The organism is Prescottella agglutinans, from assembly GCF_004011865.1.
In the GTDB taxonomy this organism is placed as follows: Bacteria; Actinomycetota; Actinomycetes; order Mycobacteriales; family Mycobacteriaceae; genus Prescottella; species Prescottella agglutinans.
Genome location: NZ_RKLP01000002.1, coordinates 82349 through 95536 on the forward strand (window position 1 = coordinate 82349; position 13188 = coordinate 95536).

At 70.7% G+C, this 13188-nt stretch carries 14 protein-coding genes; 7 read left to right on the top strand and 7 right to left on the bottom strand.

The window, feature by feature from the left end:
- The first annotated feature begins 205 nt into the window (after window positions 1–205).
- From EGT67_RS04310 to EGT67_RS04325, 4 genes are read left to right on the top strand one after another with little or no spacing between them, the layout of a single operon-like run.
- A complete protein-coding gene (locus EGT67_RS04310; RefSeq protein ID WP_127914834.1) occupies window positions 206–1171 on the top strand; it encodes an ABC transporter substrate-binding protein in 966 nt (321 codons plus the stop codon).
- Complete coding sequence (locus EGT67_RS04315; protein ID WP_127914835.1) at window positions 1168–2289, top strand: ABC transporter ATP-binding protein; 1122 nt, start codon at window positions 1168–1170, stop codon at window positions 2287–2289. The genes EGT67_RS04310 and EGT67_RS04315 overlap by 4 nt, the downstream gene beginning before the upstream one ends.
- A gap of 4 nt (window positions 2290–2293) precedes the next feature.
- On the top strand, window positions 2294–2974 hold the full coding sequence (locus EGT67_RS04320; RefSeq protein WP_127914836.1) for an ABC transporter permease: 681 nt from the start codon (window positions 2294–2296) through the stop codon (window positions 2972–2974).
- Window position 2975: 1 nt separating this feature from the next.
- Window positions 2976–3683 carry an ABC transporter permease gene (locus tag EGT67_RS04325; protein WP_127914837.1) on the top strand — a complete coding sequence of 236 codons (708 nt, stop codon included), beginning with the start codon at window positions 2976–2978 and terminating at the stop codon, window positions 3681–3683.
- Here the strand turns inward: EGT67_RS04325 and EGT67_RS04330 are convergent.
- The 5 genes from EGT67_RS04330 to EGT67_RS04350 form a co-directional block, all read right to left on the bottom strand.
- Window positions 3646–4521 carry an alpha/beta fold hydrolase gene (locus EGT67_RS04330; RefSeq protein WP_127914838.1) on the bottom strand — a complete coding sequence of 292 codons (876 nt, stop codon included), beginning with the start codon at window positions 4519–4521 and terminating at the stop codon, window positions 3646–3648. The two genes, EGT67_RS04325 and EGT67_RS04330, sit on opposite strands and share 38 nt — an antisense overlap.
- Window positions 4522–4631: 110 nt before the next feature.
- A complete protein-coding gene (locus EGT67_RS04335) occupies window positions 4632–5822 on the bottom strand; it encodes an NAD(P)-dependent malic enzyme (RefSeq protein ID WP_127914839.1) in 1191 nt (396 codons plus the stop codon).
- 382 nt (window positions 5823–6204) lie between these two features.
- Window positions 6205–6525 (bottom strand): hypothetical protein, encoded by a 321-nt coding sequence (locus EGT67_RS04340; RefSeq protein WP_241565889.1) that lies wholly within the window; start codon window positions 6523–6525, stop codon window positions 6205–6207.
- Window positions 6522–7415: a PHP domain-containing protein gene (locus EGT67_RS04345; RefSeq protein WP_127914840.1), complete on the bottom strand. Its 894-nt coding sequence runs from the start codon at window positions 7413–7415 to the stop codon at window positions 6522–6524. Before EGT67_RS04345 ends, EGT67_RS04340 begins: the two co-directional genes overlap by 4 nt.
- 35 nt (window positions 7416–7450) lie before the next feature.
- Window positions 7451–8047: a suppressor of fused domain protein gene (locus EGT67_RS04350; RefSeq protein ID WP_127914841.1), complete on the bottom strand. Its 597-nt coding sequence runs from the start codon at window positions 8045–8047 to the stop codon at window positions 7451–7453.
- Between the two features lie 257 nt (window positions 8048–8304).
- Between EGT67_RS04350 and EGT67_RS04355 the strand changes: the two genes are divergently transcribed.
- Window positions 8305–9789, top strand: coding sequence for an MFS transporter (locus tag EGT67_RS04355; RefSeq protein ID WP_127914842.1), 1485 nt, complete (start codon window positions 8305–8307; stop codon window positions 9787–9789).
- Here EGT67_RS04355 and EGT67_RS04360 read toward each other — a convergent pair.
- Both EGT67_RS04360 and EGT67_RS04365 read right to left on the bottom strand, forming a co-directional pair.
- Window positions 9720–10208, bottom strand: coding sequence for a YflT domain-containing protein (locus EGT67_RS04360; protein ID WP_127914843.1), 489 nt, complete (start codon window positions 10206–10208; stop codon window positions 9720–9722). The two genes, EGT67_RS04355 and EGT67_RS04360, sit on opposite strands and share 70 nt — an antisense overlap.
- 95 nt (window positions 10209–10303) lie before the next feature.
- Entirely contained in the window at window positions 10304–11266 is a 963-nt protein-coding gene (locus EGT67_RS04365; RefSeq protein WP_127914844.1) for an HpcH/HpaI aldolase/citrate lyase family protein, read from the bottom strand.
- A 57-nt stretch (window positions 11267–11323) separates the two neighbouring features.
- On the opposite strand from EGT67_RS04365, the gene EGT67_RS04370 reads away from it, so the two are divergent.
- Both EGT67_RS04370 and EGT67_RS04375 read left to right on the top strand, forming a co-directional pair.
- Entirely contained in the window at window positions 11324–12595 is a 1272-nt protein-coding gene (locus EGT67_RS04370; RefSeq protein ID WP_127914845.1) for a magnesium transporter MgtE N-terminal domain-containing protein, read from the top strand.
- Window positions 12588–13121 carry a DUF1003 domain-containing protein gene (locus EGT67_RS04375; RefSeq protein ID WP_127914846.1) on the top strand — a complete coding sequence of 178 codons (534 nt, stop codon included), beginning with the start codon at window positions 12588–12590 and terminating at the stop codon, window positions 13119–13121. Before EGT67_RS04370 ends, EGT67_RS04375 begins: the two co-directional genes overlap by 8 nt.
- Window positions 13122–13188: the final 67 nt, after the last annotated feature.

Genomic DNA, 13188 nt, shown 5'->3' on the forward strand with positions numbered 1-13188 from the left:
AACAATCGTCAGCGCCGCGAGTCTGCCCGCCCGTACGTTCCTGTTCGGTGACACGTGTCCCTCTCCGCTCGTCCCCGTGCATTCGTCGTACCTATCGTTACACTGACGGTCGCGCACCATCACGAGCGGTCGAGAGATCCGGCTTGTCACAGCGCAGCGACTGCCCGCATCGGAGCCGCTACGCCGGATCCGATGGAAGGACGACATGAAGAGTTCCCGGATTCGCCTGCGCCACCGTCTGGTCCGCGGCGCGGTCGCCGTCGTCGCGCTGTCGCTGACGACCCTCACCGCGTGCGGGAGCAACGACCCGCTCGACAGCGGAAACTCGGGTGGCGGCAGCGATCCGAACGCGATCGTGGTCGGCTCGGCCAACTTCCCCGAATCCACGACGGTCGGTCACATCTACGCCGAGGTGCTGCGGGCCAACGGCTTCGACGTCGACACGAAGATGAACATCGGCAGTCGCGAGGTGTACGTCCCGGCGCTGCGCGACGGTTCGCTGACGGTGATCCCCGACTACACCGGGAATCTGCTGCAGTATCTGGACCCGTCGTCGACGGCGACGAGCGCCACCGAGATCGACGCGGCCCTGCCGGCCGCGCTGGCGCCCGATCTCGCGATCACGACCCCGGCACCCGCCGAGGACAAGGACGCGGTGGTGGTGACCCGCGAGACGGCCGAGAAGTGGAATCTGACGTCCATCGCGGACCTGGCGCCGCACTCCGCGGAGGTGAAGTTCGCGGCGCCGGCGGAGTTCCAGGAACGGCCCGTGGGCCTGCCCGGACTGCGGGAGAACTACGGCCTGGACATCAGCGCCGCCAACTTCGTGCCGATCGGCGACGGCGGCGGCCCGGCCACGGTGAAAGCGCTGACGTCGGGGCAGGTGACCGCCGCCAACATCTTCACGACCTCACCGGCGATCGCGGCGAACGACCTGGTGGTGCTGGCCGATCCGGCGAACAACTTCCCCGCTCAGAACGTGGTGCCGCTGCTGCGCGCGAACGCGAAGACGGAGCGGTTGACGCGGGTACTGGACGCGATCTCGGCCAAGCTCACCACCGCGGAACTGGTGGCACTGAACGACGCCGTGTCGGGCGACAGCAAGACCGAACCGCAGGCTGCGGCGCAGCAGTGGGTGGCGCGGCAGGGCCTGGACGCTCCGATCTCGTGATCACGTTCTCGGGTGTCACCAAACGCTTTCCGGACGGCACGGTCGCGGTCGACGGCCTGGACCTGAAGGTCGAGGCGGGTTCGTTCACGGTCTTCGTCGGCCCCTCCGGCTGCGGTAAGACCACGTCGATGCGGATGATCAACCGCATGGTGGCGCCCACCGCGGGCATCGTCGGCGTGGACGGGCGGGACGTGGCCACCGTGGACGCGGTGGAACTGCGGCGCGGCATCGGGTACGTCATCCAGAGCGCGGGCCTGCTGCCGCACCGCACGGTGGTCGACAACGTCGCGACGGTGCCGGTGCTGCGCGGCGAGTCGCGGCGGGCGGCGCGGCGCCGGGCACTCGAGGTACTCGACCGGGTGGGGCTCGACCCCGCGCTGGCGGGCCGCTACCCGGCGCAGTTGTCGGGCGGCCAGCAGCAACGGGTGGGCGTGGCCCGGGCGCTCGCCGCCGACCCGCCGATCCTGTTGATGGACGAGCCGTTCAGCGCGGTCGACCCGGTCGTCCGCGCCGACCTGCAGGCCGAGATGCAGCGCCTGCAGTCCGAGCTGCGCAAGACGGTCGTGTTCGTCACCCACGACATCGACGAGGCGGTGCGGCTGGGCGACCGCCTCGCGGTCTTCGGACCGCACGGCCGACTCCAGCAGTACGACACCCCGCAGACCGTGCTCACCTCCCCCGCAACCGATTTCGTCGCGGATTTCGTGGGCCTCGACCGCGGCTACCGGGGGCTGTCGTTCCGCAGCGCCGATGGACTCCCGCTGCACGACATCCGGCGCATCCGTGAATCCGAGATCGCCGCAACGGTTCTCGGCGCCGGAGAGTGGGCGTTGATCGTCTCCGACGACGGCCGCCCCCGCGGGTGGATCGACGCCGCCGGGGTCGACGCGGTCCGGGCCGGTCGCGCGGCCGCGGACGCGTCGGCCGCCGGTGGTTCGCTGTTCACACTGGGTACCGATCTGCGCCAGGCCCTCGACGCGGCCATCTCGTCCCCCTCTGGGATCGGGGTCGCGGTCGACGCCGACGGCGTCGTGGTCGGCGGCATCGACGCCGGCGAGGTGGTCGCGGCGCTGGATGGGCAGCGGCGCGCGGAGGACCGCGTCCGGAACGGGCGGTGAACCCGTGCGCTGGCTGATCGACAACTTCCCGCGCGTGCTCGACCTGACCCGCGAACACCTGCAGTTGGCGTTGCTGCCGCTGCTGCTCGGCCTGGTGATCGCGGTACCGCTGGGGACCGCGGTGCGCCGGGTGCCGTGGCTGCGTCGCGTCACCGTCGTCGTCGCGAGCATAGCGTTCACGATCCCGTCGCTGGCGCTGTTCGTCACCGTGCCGAGCGTGCTCGGACTGAGCATCCTCGATCCGGCCAACGTCGTGATCGCGCTGACCGTCTACTCGACCGCCCTGCTCGTGCGTGCCGTCCCGGAAGCCCTCGACGCGGTGCCGGACGACGTCGTCGACGCCTCGACCGCAATGGGATTCACCGCGGTGCGCCGCGCGCTCACGGTCGAACTGCCGCTCGCGCTGCCGGTGCTCGTCGCGAACGTCCGCGTCGTGGCGGTCACCAACATCTCGCTCGTCTCGGTCGGCGCGCTCATCGGTGTCGGCGGGCTGGGCGAACTGTTCACCGAGGGCTACCAGCGCGACTACCCGGAGCAGATCGTCGCGGGCATCATCGCGATCGTCGCGCTGGCGTTGGCATTCGACGCGGCGTTGTACGTGGCGGGCCGACTGCTGACCCCGTGGGAGCGGCCGGGCAGCCGAGCGCGCCGCACGACGGTGGAACTCTCGGAGGGCCCCGCCTGACATGTTCACGAGCGCATGGGAGTTCATCACCGACCCGGCGAACTGGCCCGGTCCGACCGGGATCGGCACCCGGATCCTGCAGCACCTCTGGTACAGCCTGCTGGCCGTCGCCTGCGCGGCCGTCGTCGCGGTGCCCGCCGGGCTCGCGATCGGACACTTCCGACGCGGCCAGATCGTGGTGGTGGGCGTCGTCAACGCGCTGCGCTCGCTGCCCACCCTCGGCGTGCTCACGCTGCTGGTCCTGCTGCTCGGCCTGGGCCTGGTGCCGCCCGTCCTCGCACTGGTCCTGCTCGCGATTCCCCCGCTGCTCGCCGGCACGTACGCGGGCGTCGCGAACGTGGACCGCTCGGTGGTCGACGCCGCGGAGGCGATGGGCATGACGCCGCTGCAGGTGTTGTGCCGGGTCGAGATCCCCAACGCGCTGCCACTGATCCTCGGCGGCGTGCGCAGCGCGGCACTGCAGGTGATCGCGACCGCGACGGTGGCGGCCTACGTGAACCTCGGCGGGCTCGGCCGCTACATCTTCGACGGCCTCGCGCTGCACAGCTACGATCGCGTCCTCGTGGGCGCCATCCTGGTCGCCGTCCTCGCGCTGATCGTCGACGCGATCCTGGCGGCCGCGGTGTGGGCCTCGGTGCCCGGAACCGGGCGCCTGCGCCGCCCGGTCGCGGTCACCGCGTCGCGAGGAACTTCAGAATCCGTGCGTTGACCTTGTCCGGCTGCTCCAACTGCAGGAAATGACCGGCGCCGGCGACGATGTCGGCCTCGCTCCCCGGCGGCAGCCCGGGCGCGGCCAACGCCGCGAGACGCGGGTCCAGGCACCCGTCGCGATCACCGTGGAGGTAGAGCGTCGGAGTGATCGGGAGCCGCATCTCCGCGCCGACCCACCGCCGGTAGCGCGCGGGGGGACGCGGGAACGGCCAAGCTATGTTGCGGTAGTAGCCGATCACCGCACGCCGGTGCTCCGGATCGGCCATCGCCGCCGCCACTGCGGGCAAGTCCTCCGCGGCGTCGTACCCGGGCGACCAGTCCGCCCACAATCGTGGAACCATCCGATCCACCCATCGTTCGGGCAGGGCCGGCAGTTGGTTGAACAGGATGTACCAACTGTTGCGCAGCTGTCGCGGCAGCACGGGCAGCACCGCGGGCGTGCGCAGCGTCGCGAACGGCGGCACCGCGAGCGCGGCGACGGCGACGAACGGGTTCTCGGCGTGCGCGGCAAGCGCGTTCGCGGTGGCCGCACCCCAGTCGTGGCCGATCAGGACCGCGTCCACGCCCCCGCCCAGACGGGCGTGGATCGCGACGGCGTCGTCCATCAGCGCGGCGACGTGACCGCTGCGGTCGGCCGGCACGGCGGACGGCGCGTAGCCGCGGGTGAACGGGGCGACCACCCGCCAGCCCGCGTCCGCGAGGGCCGGGCCCAGGTACCGCCACGTGTGCGCGGTGTCCGGGAAGCCGTGCAACAGCACCGCCAGCCGGCCGGTGTCCGGCCCCCAGGTCAGCGCCCGTAACCGGACCGCGTCGAGGTCCAGGGTGATCTCACGCATGCGGACCATCCTGACCGCAGCGACCGGGGCCCGCAGGCGTATCCGCACATCACGCAGCGGGGCCCCGCCGCCGATGCGACAGGGCCCCGCTGACGAACGCGATCACGCCGTCAGGCGACGCCCTCGTCCTTGGCGGCCTGCGCGACGGCGGCGGCCACGGCCGGGGCGACCCGCGGGTCCAGCGGGCTCGGGACGATCTTGTCGGCCGCGAGTTCGTCGCCGAGCACGGACAGGATTGCCTCGGCGGCCGCGAGCTTCATGCCCTCGGTGATCCGGCGGGCGCCCGCGTCCAGCGCGCCCTTGAAGACACCCGGGAAGGCGAGAACGTTGTTGATCTGGTTCGGGAAGTCGCTGCGGCCCGTCGCCACGATCGACGCGTACTTGCTGGCGATGTCGGGGTGGATCTCCGGATCCGGGTTGGACATCGCGAAGATGATCGACTCCGGCGCCATCGTCGCGATGATCTCCTCGGGCACGGTGCCCGCGGAGACGCCCAGGAACACGTCGGCGCCGTCGAGTGCCTCGACGAGTCCGCCGCTACGGCCGGCCGGGTTGGTGCGCGCCGCCAGGTCCGCCTTGATCTCGTTGAGATCGGTGCGGTCGGACGAGACGATGCCCTTCGAGTCCAGCACGGTGACGTCGGCGATGCCGGCGGCCAGCAGGATGTTGGCGCACGCGACACCGGCCGCACCCGCACCGGAGATCACCACGCGCAACGCGGTGATGTCGCGGTTCTGCACCTTGGCGGCGCCACGCAGCGCGGCGAGCGCGACGATCGCGGTGCCGTGCTGGTCGTCGTGCATGACCGGGCAGTCCAGTGCCTCGATGACGCGGCGCTCGATCTCGAAGCAGCGCGGCGCGGAGATGTCCTCGAGGTTCACTGCGCCGAAACTCGGGCGCAGACGGACCAGCGTCTCGACGATCTCGTCGGGATCCTTCGTGTCGAGCACGAGGGGGATGGAGTTGAGGCCGGCGAAGTTCTTGAACAGCGCCGACTTGCCCTCCATGACCGGCAGCGACGCGCGGGCGCCGATGTCGCCGAGGCCGAGAACGGCCGAGCCGTCGCTCACGACGACCACCAGACGGTTGGTCCACGTGTAGCGATCGGCCAGCGTCTCGTCGGCGTGGATCGCGCGGCTGACCTGCGCGACGCCGGGCGTGTACGCGATCGAGAGCGCACGCTGGGAATCGAGGGGCGCGGTGGTCTCGACCGAGAGCTTGCCACCGATGTGGCCCGCGAAAATCTCCTCGTCGGTAATTTCGACCTTTGGCGTTACGGAAGCTTCAGACACAGGGGACACGATGACACTCCTCTTGAGGCCAGACTCACTCGGGTCCTGGTTACTGAGAAGTAACCGGGTCGTCGGGGATGAAATACGACACGGCACTTCGAACACAGGATTGATCAGTTGCAACTACCGGGGCGCGCGATCGGCTGCACTACTGCGGGAGCGTGATGGCGCCGGGCGGGGTGGGCCCTGGCACAAGTTCTGCCACCTTCCAAACCTCCTGCGAAGGGCGGTAGCACCCACGCGAGAGTGCCGTAATTTTGCACCATCGACGGGCAGGAATCAAATCTCCCGGATCGACCGAGACCTCACCGAAACCGGCATCTACCTGTGAGGATGCGCGCGACGGCCCGATTGTGACCCACGCCAAGGCCGGGTTCCGGTCAGCGGGAGGTCACATCCACCACTGCGTCCACAGCAACAGGCCGGTAACCACGAAGACCGCGGCCGACGCGAGTGCCGCCGACGCCCCGCGGCGGCGGTCCGCCAACACCTGGGCCGCCACGACGACGACGCTCGCCACGACGTGCGCGGCGACCGATTCGCGGCCCGGCCCCGGGAAGTCCCGATCCGACGCCAGGTACGCGACGCCCCCGACGACGAGGGTGAGCACCACGACCCCGCCGGCGACGACACCCGAGAGCCCCCGCAGCGCCCGTACCGCCCACATGTCCGATCGTCGACGCCCCTCGCCGCCGAATCCGTCCAGGCTCACCGGCCGGCTCCGCGGGACACGACCTCGCCGCTCGACTCCCCAGACAGCACGGGCACGCCGGATGCGCGCGCCACCAACGCCTCGAACGCCTCGGGGTCGGTGGTGTGCCGGCCGAGTTCGATCGTCTTGTTCGAACCGTGGTAGTCCGACGACCCGGTGGTGATCAGGTCCAGTTCGGCGGCGAGCGACCGCAGGAGCGCGACGTCGCGCGCGTCGTGATCGGGATGATCCACCTCGAGACCGACGAGCCCGTGGCCCGCGAGTTCACGGATGTGGTCGAGCGACAGCAGCCGTCCGCGCGCGCGGGCCCGAGCATGCGCGACGACGCTGACCCCGCCGGCGGCGGCAACCATCTCGACGGCCCGCTCGAGCGGGGTGTCCGCCTTCTCGACGTAGTACGGGCTGCGGGTCGACAGGAGGTCGGTGAACGCCTCCCCCACGCTGTCCACGACGCCCGCCCGGACGAGCGCCCGCGCCAGGTGCGGGCGTCCGACCGCCGGACCCGCCTCCGCCATCACCGCGTCGGGGTCGATCGGCAGCCCGTCCTCGGCCATCAGCGTCGCCATCGCCCGCAGGCGCGCGACCCGTTCGCCGCGCAATCGCTCACGCTCCGCGGCGAACTCGCGTGAGCTCGGGTCGAACAGATAGGCCAGCAGGTGGACGGCCACCGGGCGCCCGTCCTCGCCGCGTCCCTCGCACGACATCTCCATGCCCCGCACCAACTGCAGACCCGCGGGCAGCGCCGCGGCCGCCTCGACCCACCCGGCGGTGGTGTCGTGGTCGGTGATCGCGAGCACGTCCACCCCCGCGTCGGCCGCCGCCTGCACCAGTTCGGCGGGCGTGTCCGTGCCGTCGGACGCGGTCGAGTGGGTGTGGAGATCGATACGCACCGGTCCAGTGTCTCAGGTCCGCAAGCGTTGTCCTGTCAGAGCGCCGCCGCCCCGCGGTTCGGGTCGCGGACGTCGATGCCGGCCTCGGCCCAGGCCTCCCGGAGGGCGGCGGCACCACGCAGGCGCACCCACGCCGCCTCGGTGCCGGTCAGCGGCGCCACCTCGAGGAACTGCACGGGATCGAGCGGTTCGGGCAGCGCGAGGTCGGGGATCCCACTCGGACCGAGCAGCACCGCGGTGAACGGCGCGCCCTTCCACAGCGGCTCGCCCAGGTCGATCAAGCCGTCCGGCCGGAGCACCACACCCTCGACCGACGGCGCGGCGGCGAGCACCGCAAGGGTCTTGTGCACGCCCGACGCCACTCCGGCACCACCCGTGAGGCTCAGCACCAGTTCGGCGCGCGGGCCCCGCGTGGGGTCGGCGATCATCTCGCTGGGGTCGCCCATCGGGTGCCGCGAGCACCCCAGCGTCGCGTACCGGACCGGGGCGGTGTCGTCCCCCGGGTAGCGCAGGACGTCGATGGGCTCGACGCCGAGGAACGTCACCGAGGCCACCGACGGTTCGGTGGCATCGGGTCCACCGATGTGCCGGTCGAGATGGGCGCGCACGGCGGAGTCAACGCTGTCAGTCACACGTTCATCTAACACCCGCGCGGGGCAGGGCCGGGTGCGGCTGTCCTGCGGGCCGCCCCGCGCACCGAGCGGCCCGGATCACCGCGTCGAACGCCCATGGGCGCGAGCCGATTCGGCGGCCTTCCCGCCCACAGGGAGAGCGATTGGACTTACCGGCACGGACCCACTAGCTAATGAGCTAACCAATTGACCGATTTCTTGCGCCACTCCTTGCTTCATCTTTGCTCGACTTCTGACCAGAATTCCCGGGAGCCCACTTGTCTCGTCCCGCAAAGGCCTCGGCATCGCTGCTGACGGCCACGCTGTGCTTCGTCATCCTCGTCGTATCGACCCAGCAGACCATCGTGATGCCGCTGTCCTCCGTCATCGGCCACCAACTGGACATCGGCACCACCGCCATCGGGTGGACCATCACCTCCGGCTTCCTCGCCGCCGCCGTCATGACGCCCGTCGCGGGGCGTATGGCCGACCTGCGGCGCAAACGCACCGTGCTGCTGGGCGTGTTGACGATCATGCTCGCGGGGTCGGTCCTCGCGGCCGTCACCGAGTCGTTGCCGCTGCTGATCCTCGCGCGGGTGCTGCAGGGCGTCTCGTTCGCCGCCTTCCCTGTCGGCCTGGCGATCCTGCGGGACGAACTGCCGCCGCGCCGGCTGGCGTCGGCGATGGGATTGCTGTCCGGCACGCTGGGTTTCGGCGGTGGCGTCGGCATGGTGCTGACCGGTCTGGTGGTGCCCGCCGGCGCCGACTACCGGCGGGCGTTCTGGCTCGCGACCGCGCTCACCGTGATCGCGATCGTGGCCGTGATCGCGGTCGTGCCCTCCCGCCCCAATCCCGCACCGGGCCGGGTCGACTGGACCGGTGCCGTGTTGCTGGGGGCGGGGCTGGTGCTGATCCTGTTGCCGCTGTCCGAGGGCGGGAGCTGGGGGTGGGCGTCACCCCGGACGATCGGGTGCGCGGTCGCCGGAATCGTCGTCCTCGCGGGCTGGTTCGCGTTCGAACGCCGCATCGCCCAGCCACTGGTGCCGACCGAGATGCTCACCCGCCGGCCCGTCGTCTGCACGCACCTCGCCGGGCTGCTCGTCGGGGCCGGGATGTTCGTCAACATCACCGCCCTCACCTACTTCGTGCAGACGACGCGGGCCGCGACCGGGTACGGCTTCGACGCCGGCCCGATGCAGGCCGGTCTGGTCTACATCCTGCCGGGCGCCACGATCGGCGTCGTCGTGTCGATCTGCAGCGGCGCCCTCATCAACCGCTTCGGCGCCCGGGCGGTCATGGCCGCGTCCGGCGTGCTGGGCGTGGTCGGGTTCTGCTCCCTCATCGTCGCCCACGACACCACGTGGCAGGTGATCGGCGGATCGATGGTGGCGTCGGCGTTCACCAGCCTCGGGTACGCCGCGATGCCGGCCCTCCTGGTCGCCGAGGTGGACCGGGACCAGACGGGCGTCGCGAACAGCGTGAACTCGATCGCCCGGACCGCCGGCAGTTCGGTCGCCAGCGCCTTGCTGGCGACGTTACTCGCGGCCCTCACGATCGGCGACACCGCGTATGCCCGGGTCGACGCCTACCTCGTCGCGTTCGGGTTCGGCGCGGTGTGCGCCGTCGTGGCGCCGCTACTGGTGTTCGTCGGCACGTCGGGGCGACGCCGCACCGACGAGCCGACCGAGCCGGATCAGAGCGCTAGCTTGGCCAGCATGTCCCGCGCGGACTCGGCCGTCTTGGGATCGCAGAGCACGTCGTAGCGGCCGGCCACCAACTGCATGGTGGACGAGAAGTCACGCGTGCCGCGCGCGGCCGCGTACGGGATGGTCGTGGAGATCAGGCCGAAGATGATGCCGCCGACGATGCCGACCAGCAGAGGCCCGAGCAGCCCGTTCGTGAAGATGCCGAGCAGCAGACCGAAGAACACGCCCAGCCAGGCACCCGAAACGATGCCACCGCCAATGACTTTGGCCCACGTCAGGCGCCCCAGGACGCGCTCGACCTGCATGAGGTCGACGCCGACGATCGTCACGTCCTCGACCGAGAACTCTTGGTCCGACAGGTAGTCCACGGCGCGCTGCGCCTCGGCGTAGGTCGGGTACGAACCGATCGGCCACCCTGTCGGCGGCGTCGGTAGCCCCCGCCCGGCGCGGTTCGGCTGTGAGAGTGGGTTCGTCATCGTCTCGTTCTCTCTTTGCTCGGGGCGTGCGATATGTCCGGTTCTACCGATCTCCGGCCCTCATATCAATTGTGCCCGCCCCGACCCGAGCCCGCCTATCGGTCGGCCGGCGGGGTGAAGGATGTCGTGCGGCTCATTCCGGCCGCCCGCCCCTTCGCGGAGATCACCAGCGCCATCTTGCGGCTCGCCTCGTCGATCATCTCGTCGCCGAGCATCACCGCGCCGCGGGCACCGCCCACCGCGGACGTGTGGAACTCGTAGGCGTCGAGGATCATCTCGGCCTGGTCGAAGTCCTCCTGGCGGGGGCTGAACACCTCGTTGGCGGCCTCGATCTGGGTCGGGTGCAGCACCCACTTGCCGTCGAACCCGAGCGCCGCCGTGCGCTGGGCCGAGCGCCGGAAGGCGTCGACGTCCCGGATCTGCAGGTAGGGGCCGTCGATGGCCTGCAGGTCGTGGGCCCGCGCCGCCATCAGGATCGTCATCAGGATGTGGTGGTAGGCGTCGCCCCGGTCGTAGCCCTCGGGCTGCTCGCCCACGACCAGCGTGCGCATGTTGATGCTGGCCATGAAGTCCGCCGGACCGAACACCAGCGTCTGCACGCGCGGGCTCGCGGTCGCGATGGCGTTGATGTTCGTCAGGCCGATCGCGTTCTCGATCTGCGGTTCGATGCCGATCCGCCCCACCTCGAGCCCGTTGGCCTTCTCGATCTGCGTCAACAGGAGATCCAGAGCCTGAACGTGACTGGCGTCGGGAACCTTCGGCAGCAGAATCGCGTCGAGATTCGCGCCCGCCCCGCCCACCACGGTCGCGATGTCGGCGTGCGTCCATTCGGTGGTCCAGTCGTTGACCCGCACGACCTTGATCTGGTCGCCCCAGCCGTCCTCGTTGAGAGCCTCGACGATCCGCCCCCGCGCCTCGGCCTTCGCGATCGGCGCCACCGCATCCTCGAGGTCGAGGAAGATCTCGTCAGCCGGAAGTCCCTTCGCCTTGTCGATCATCTTGCGGCTCGAGCCGGGGACGGCCAGAACCGAACGACGTGGACGGAAGCGGGAAGTCATGACCGACAGGCCCTCCGAATTCAGTGGATCGGTAAGCAAGGATTTAGCCTTTTCATCATGGCAGCCGTGAACAAGGTATTCGCAGCCAGGCTCGCCGGCCTGGTGGTCCTCGGACCGGACGGCGAATCGATCGGGCGTGTGCGGGACGTGGTGCTCACGATCCGCATGGGCCGCCAACCTCCGCGGGTTCTCGGCCTGGTCATCGAGATGTTCACGCGCAAAAGGATTTTCGTGCCGATGCTCCGTGTCACCGCGATCCAGCCGGGCTCGGTCACCCTCAAGACCGGCAACGTGAGCCTGCGTCGGTTCGACCAGCGCCCCACCGAGGTCCTCGCGCTCGCCCAGGTCCTCGACTCGCACGTCCGAATCGACGATCCGGAGGTCACCGACACGATCGGTGCCGACGTCGTGATCGTCGATCTCGGCATCGAACTGACCCGCACCCGAGACTGGGTGGTCTCCCGTGTCGCGGTGCGGGCCCACCGCGGGCGGCTGGGCCGCCGCTCGGCGATCCACGTCGTCGACTGGCAACACGTCCACGGCCTGACCCCCACCGCGCTCGCGATGCCCGGCCAGGGCGTCTCCCAGCTGCTGATGCAGTTCGAGGGCATGCGGGCCGCCGACGTCGCGCACGCGATGCGGGAACTGCCGGAGAAGCGCCGGCACGAGGTGGCGCTCGCGCTGGACGACGAGCGGCTCGCCGACGTCGTGCAGGAACTCCCCGCCGACGACCAGACCGACCTGCTGCTGCACCTCGAGGTCGAGCGCGCGGCGGACGTCCTCGAGGCGATGGATCCCGACGACGCCGCCGACCTCCTCGGCGAGCTCCCGGAGACGGACGCCGAGTCGCTGCTGCAGCTGATGGACCCGGAGGACTCCGAACCCGTCCGGCGCCTGCTCGAGCACTCCCCCGACACCGCCGGTGGCCTGATGACCCCGGAGCCGGTGGTGCTGACCCCGTCGACGACGGTCGCCGAGGCCCTGGCCCGCGCCCGCAACGCCGACCTGACGCCGGCGCTCGCGAGCATGGTGTTCGTGGTCCGGCCGCCCACCGCGACGCCGACCGGGCGATATCTCGGCTGTGTGCACCTGCAACGGCTGCTGCGGGAGCCGCCCGCGAGCCTCGTCGGCGGCGTCCTGGACGACGACCTGCCCCGGCTGGACCCGGAGGACTCGCTCACGAGCGTCACCCGGTACTTCGCGACCTACAACCTGGTGTGCGCGCCCGTGGTCGACGACGAGCACCACCTGCTCGGCGCGGTGACCGTCGACGACGTCCTCGATCACCTCCTGCCCACCGACTGGCGCGAGGAGGACGACGATGAGTGAACTCAGCGGGCGTCAGCGTCTGGAGACCCCGCGTGGCACGCGCGGGCTGCGGCTGCACATCGACGTCGAGGCCGTCGGCCGGGTGAGCGAGAGCATCGCCCGGTTCCTCGGCACCGGCCGATACCTGCTGATCCAGACCGTGATCGTCATCGTGTGGATCATCCTCAACATCTTCGCGGTGCGGCTGCAGTGGGACCCGTACCCGTTCATCCTGCTGAATCTCGCCTTCTCGACGCAGGCGGCGTACGCGGCGCCGCTGATCCTGCTGGCGCAGAACCGGCAGGAGAACCGTGACCGGGTCTCGCTCGAAGAGGATCGGGCCCGCGCGGCGCAGACCAAGGCGGACACCGAGTTCCTGGCACGCGAGCTCGCGGCCCTGCGGCTGGCGGTCGGCGAGGTCGCGACGCGCGACTACCTGCGCCGCGAGCTCGACGACATCCGGCAGATGCTCGTCGAGCGGGACGCCAAGGGCGACGAGGACGACGAGCCCGGCCCCACTCCCCGGTCGCGCAGCGGCCGCAAGTGAGGCGGCCGCGCGGCGGCCTCGAGTGAGGCGGCCGCGCGGCGGCCTCGAGTGACGCGGTCGCGTGGCG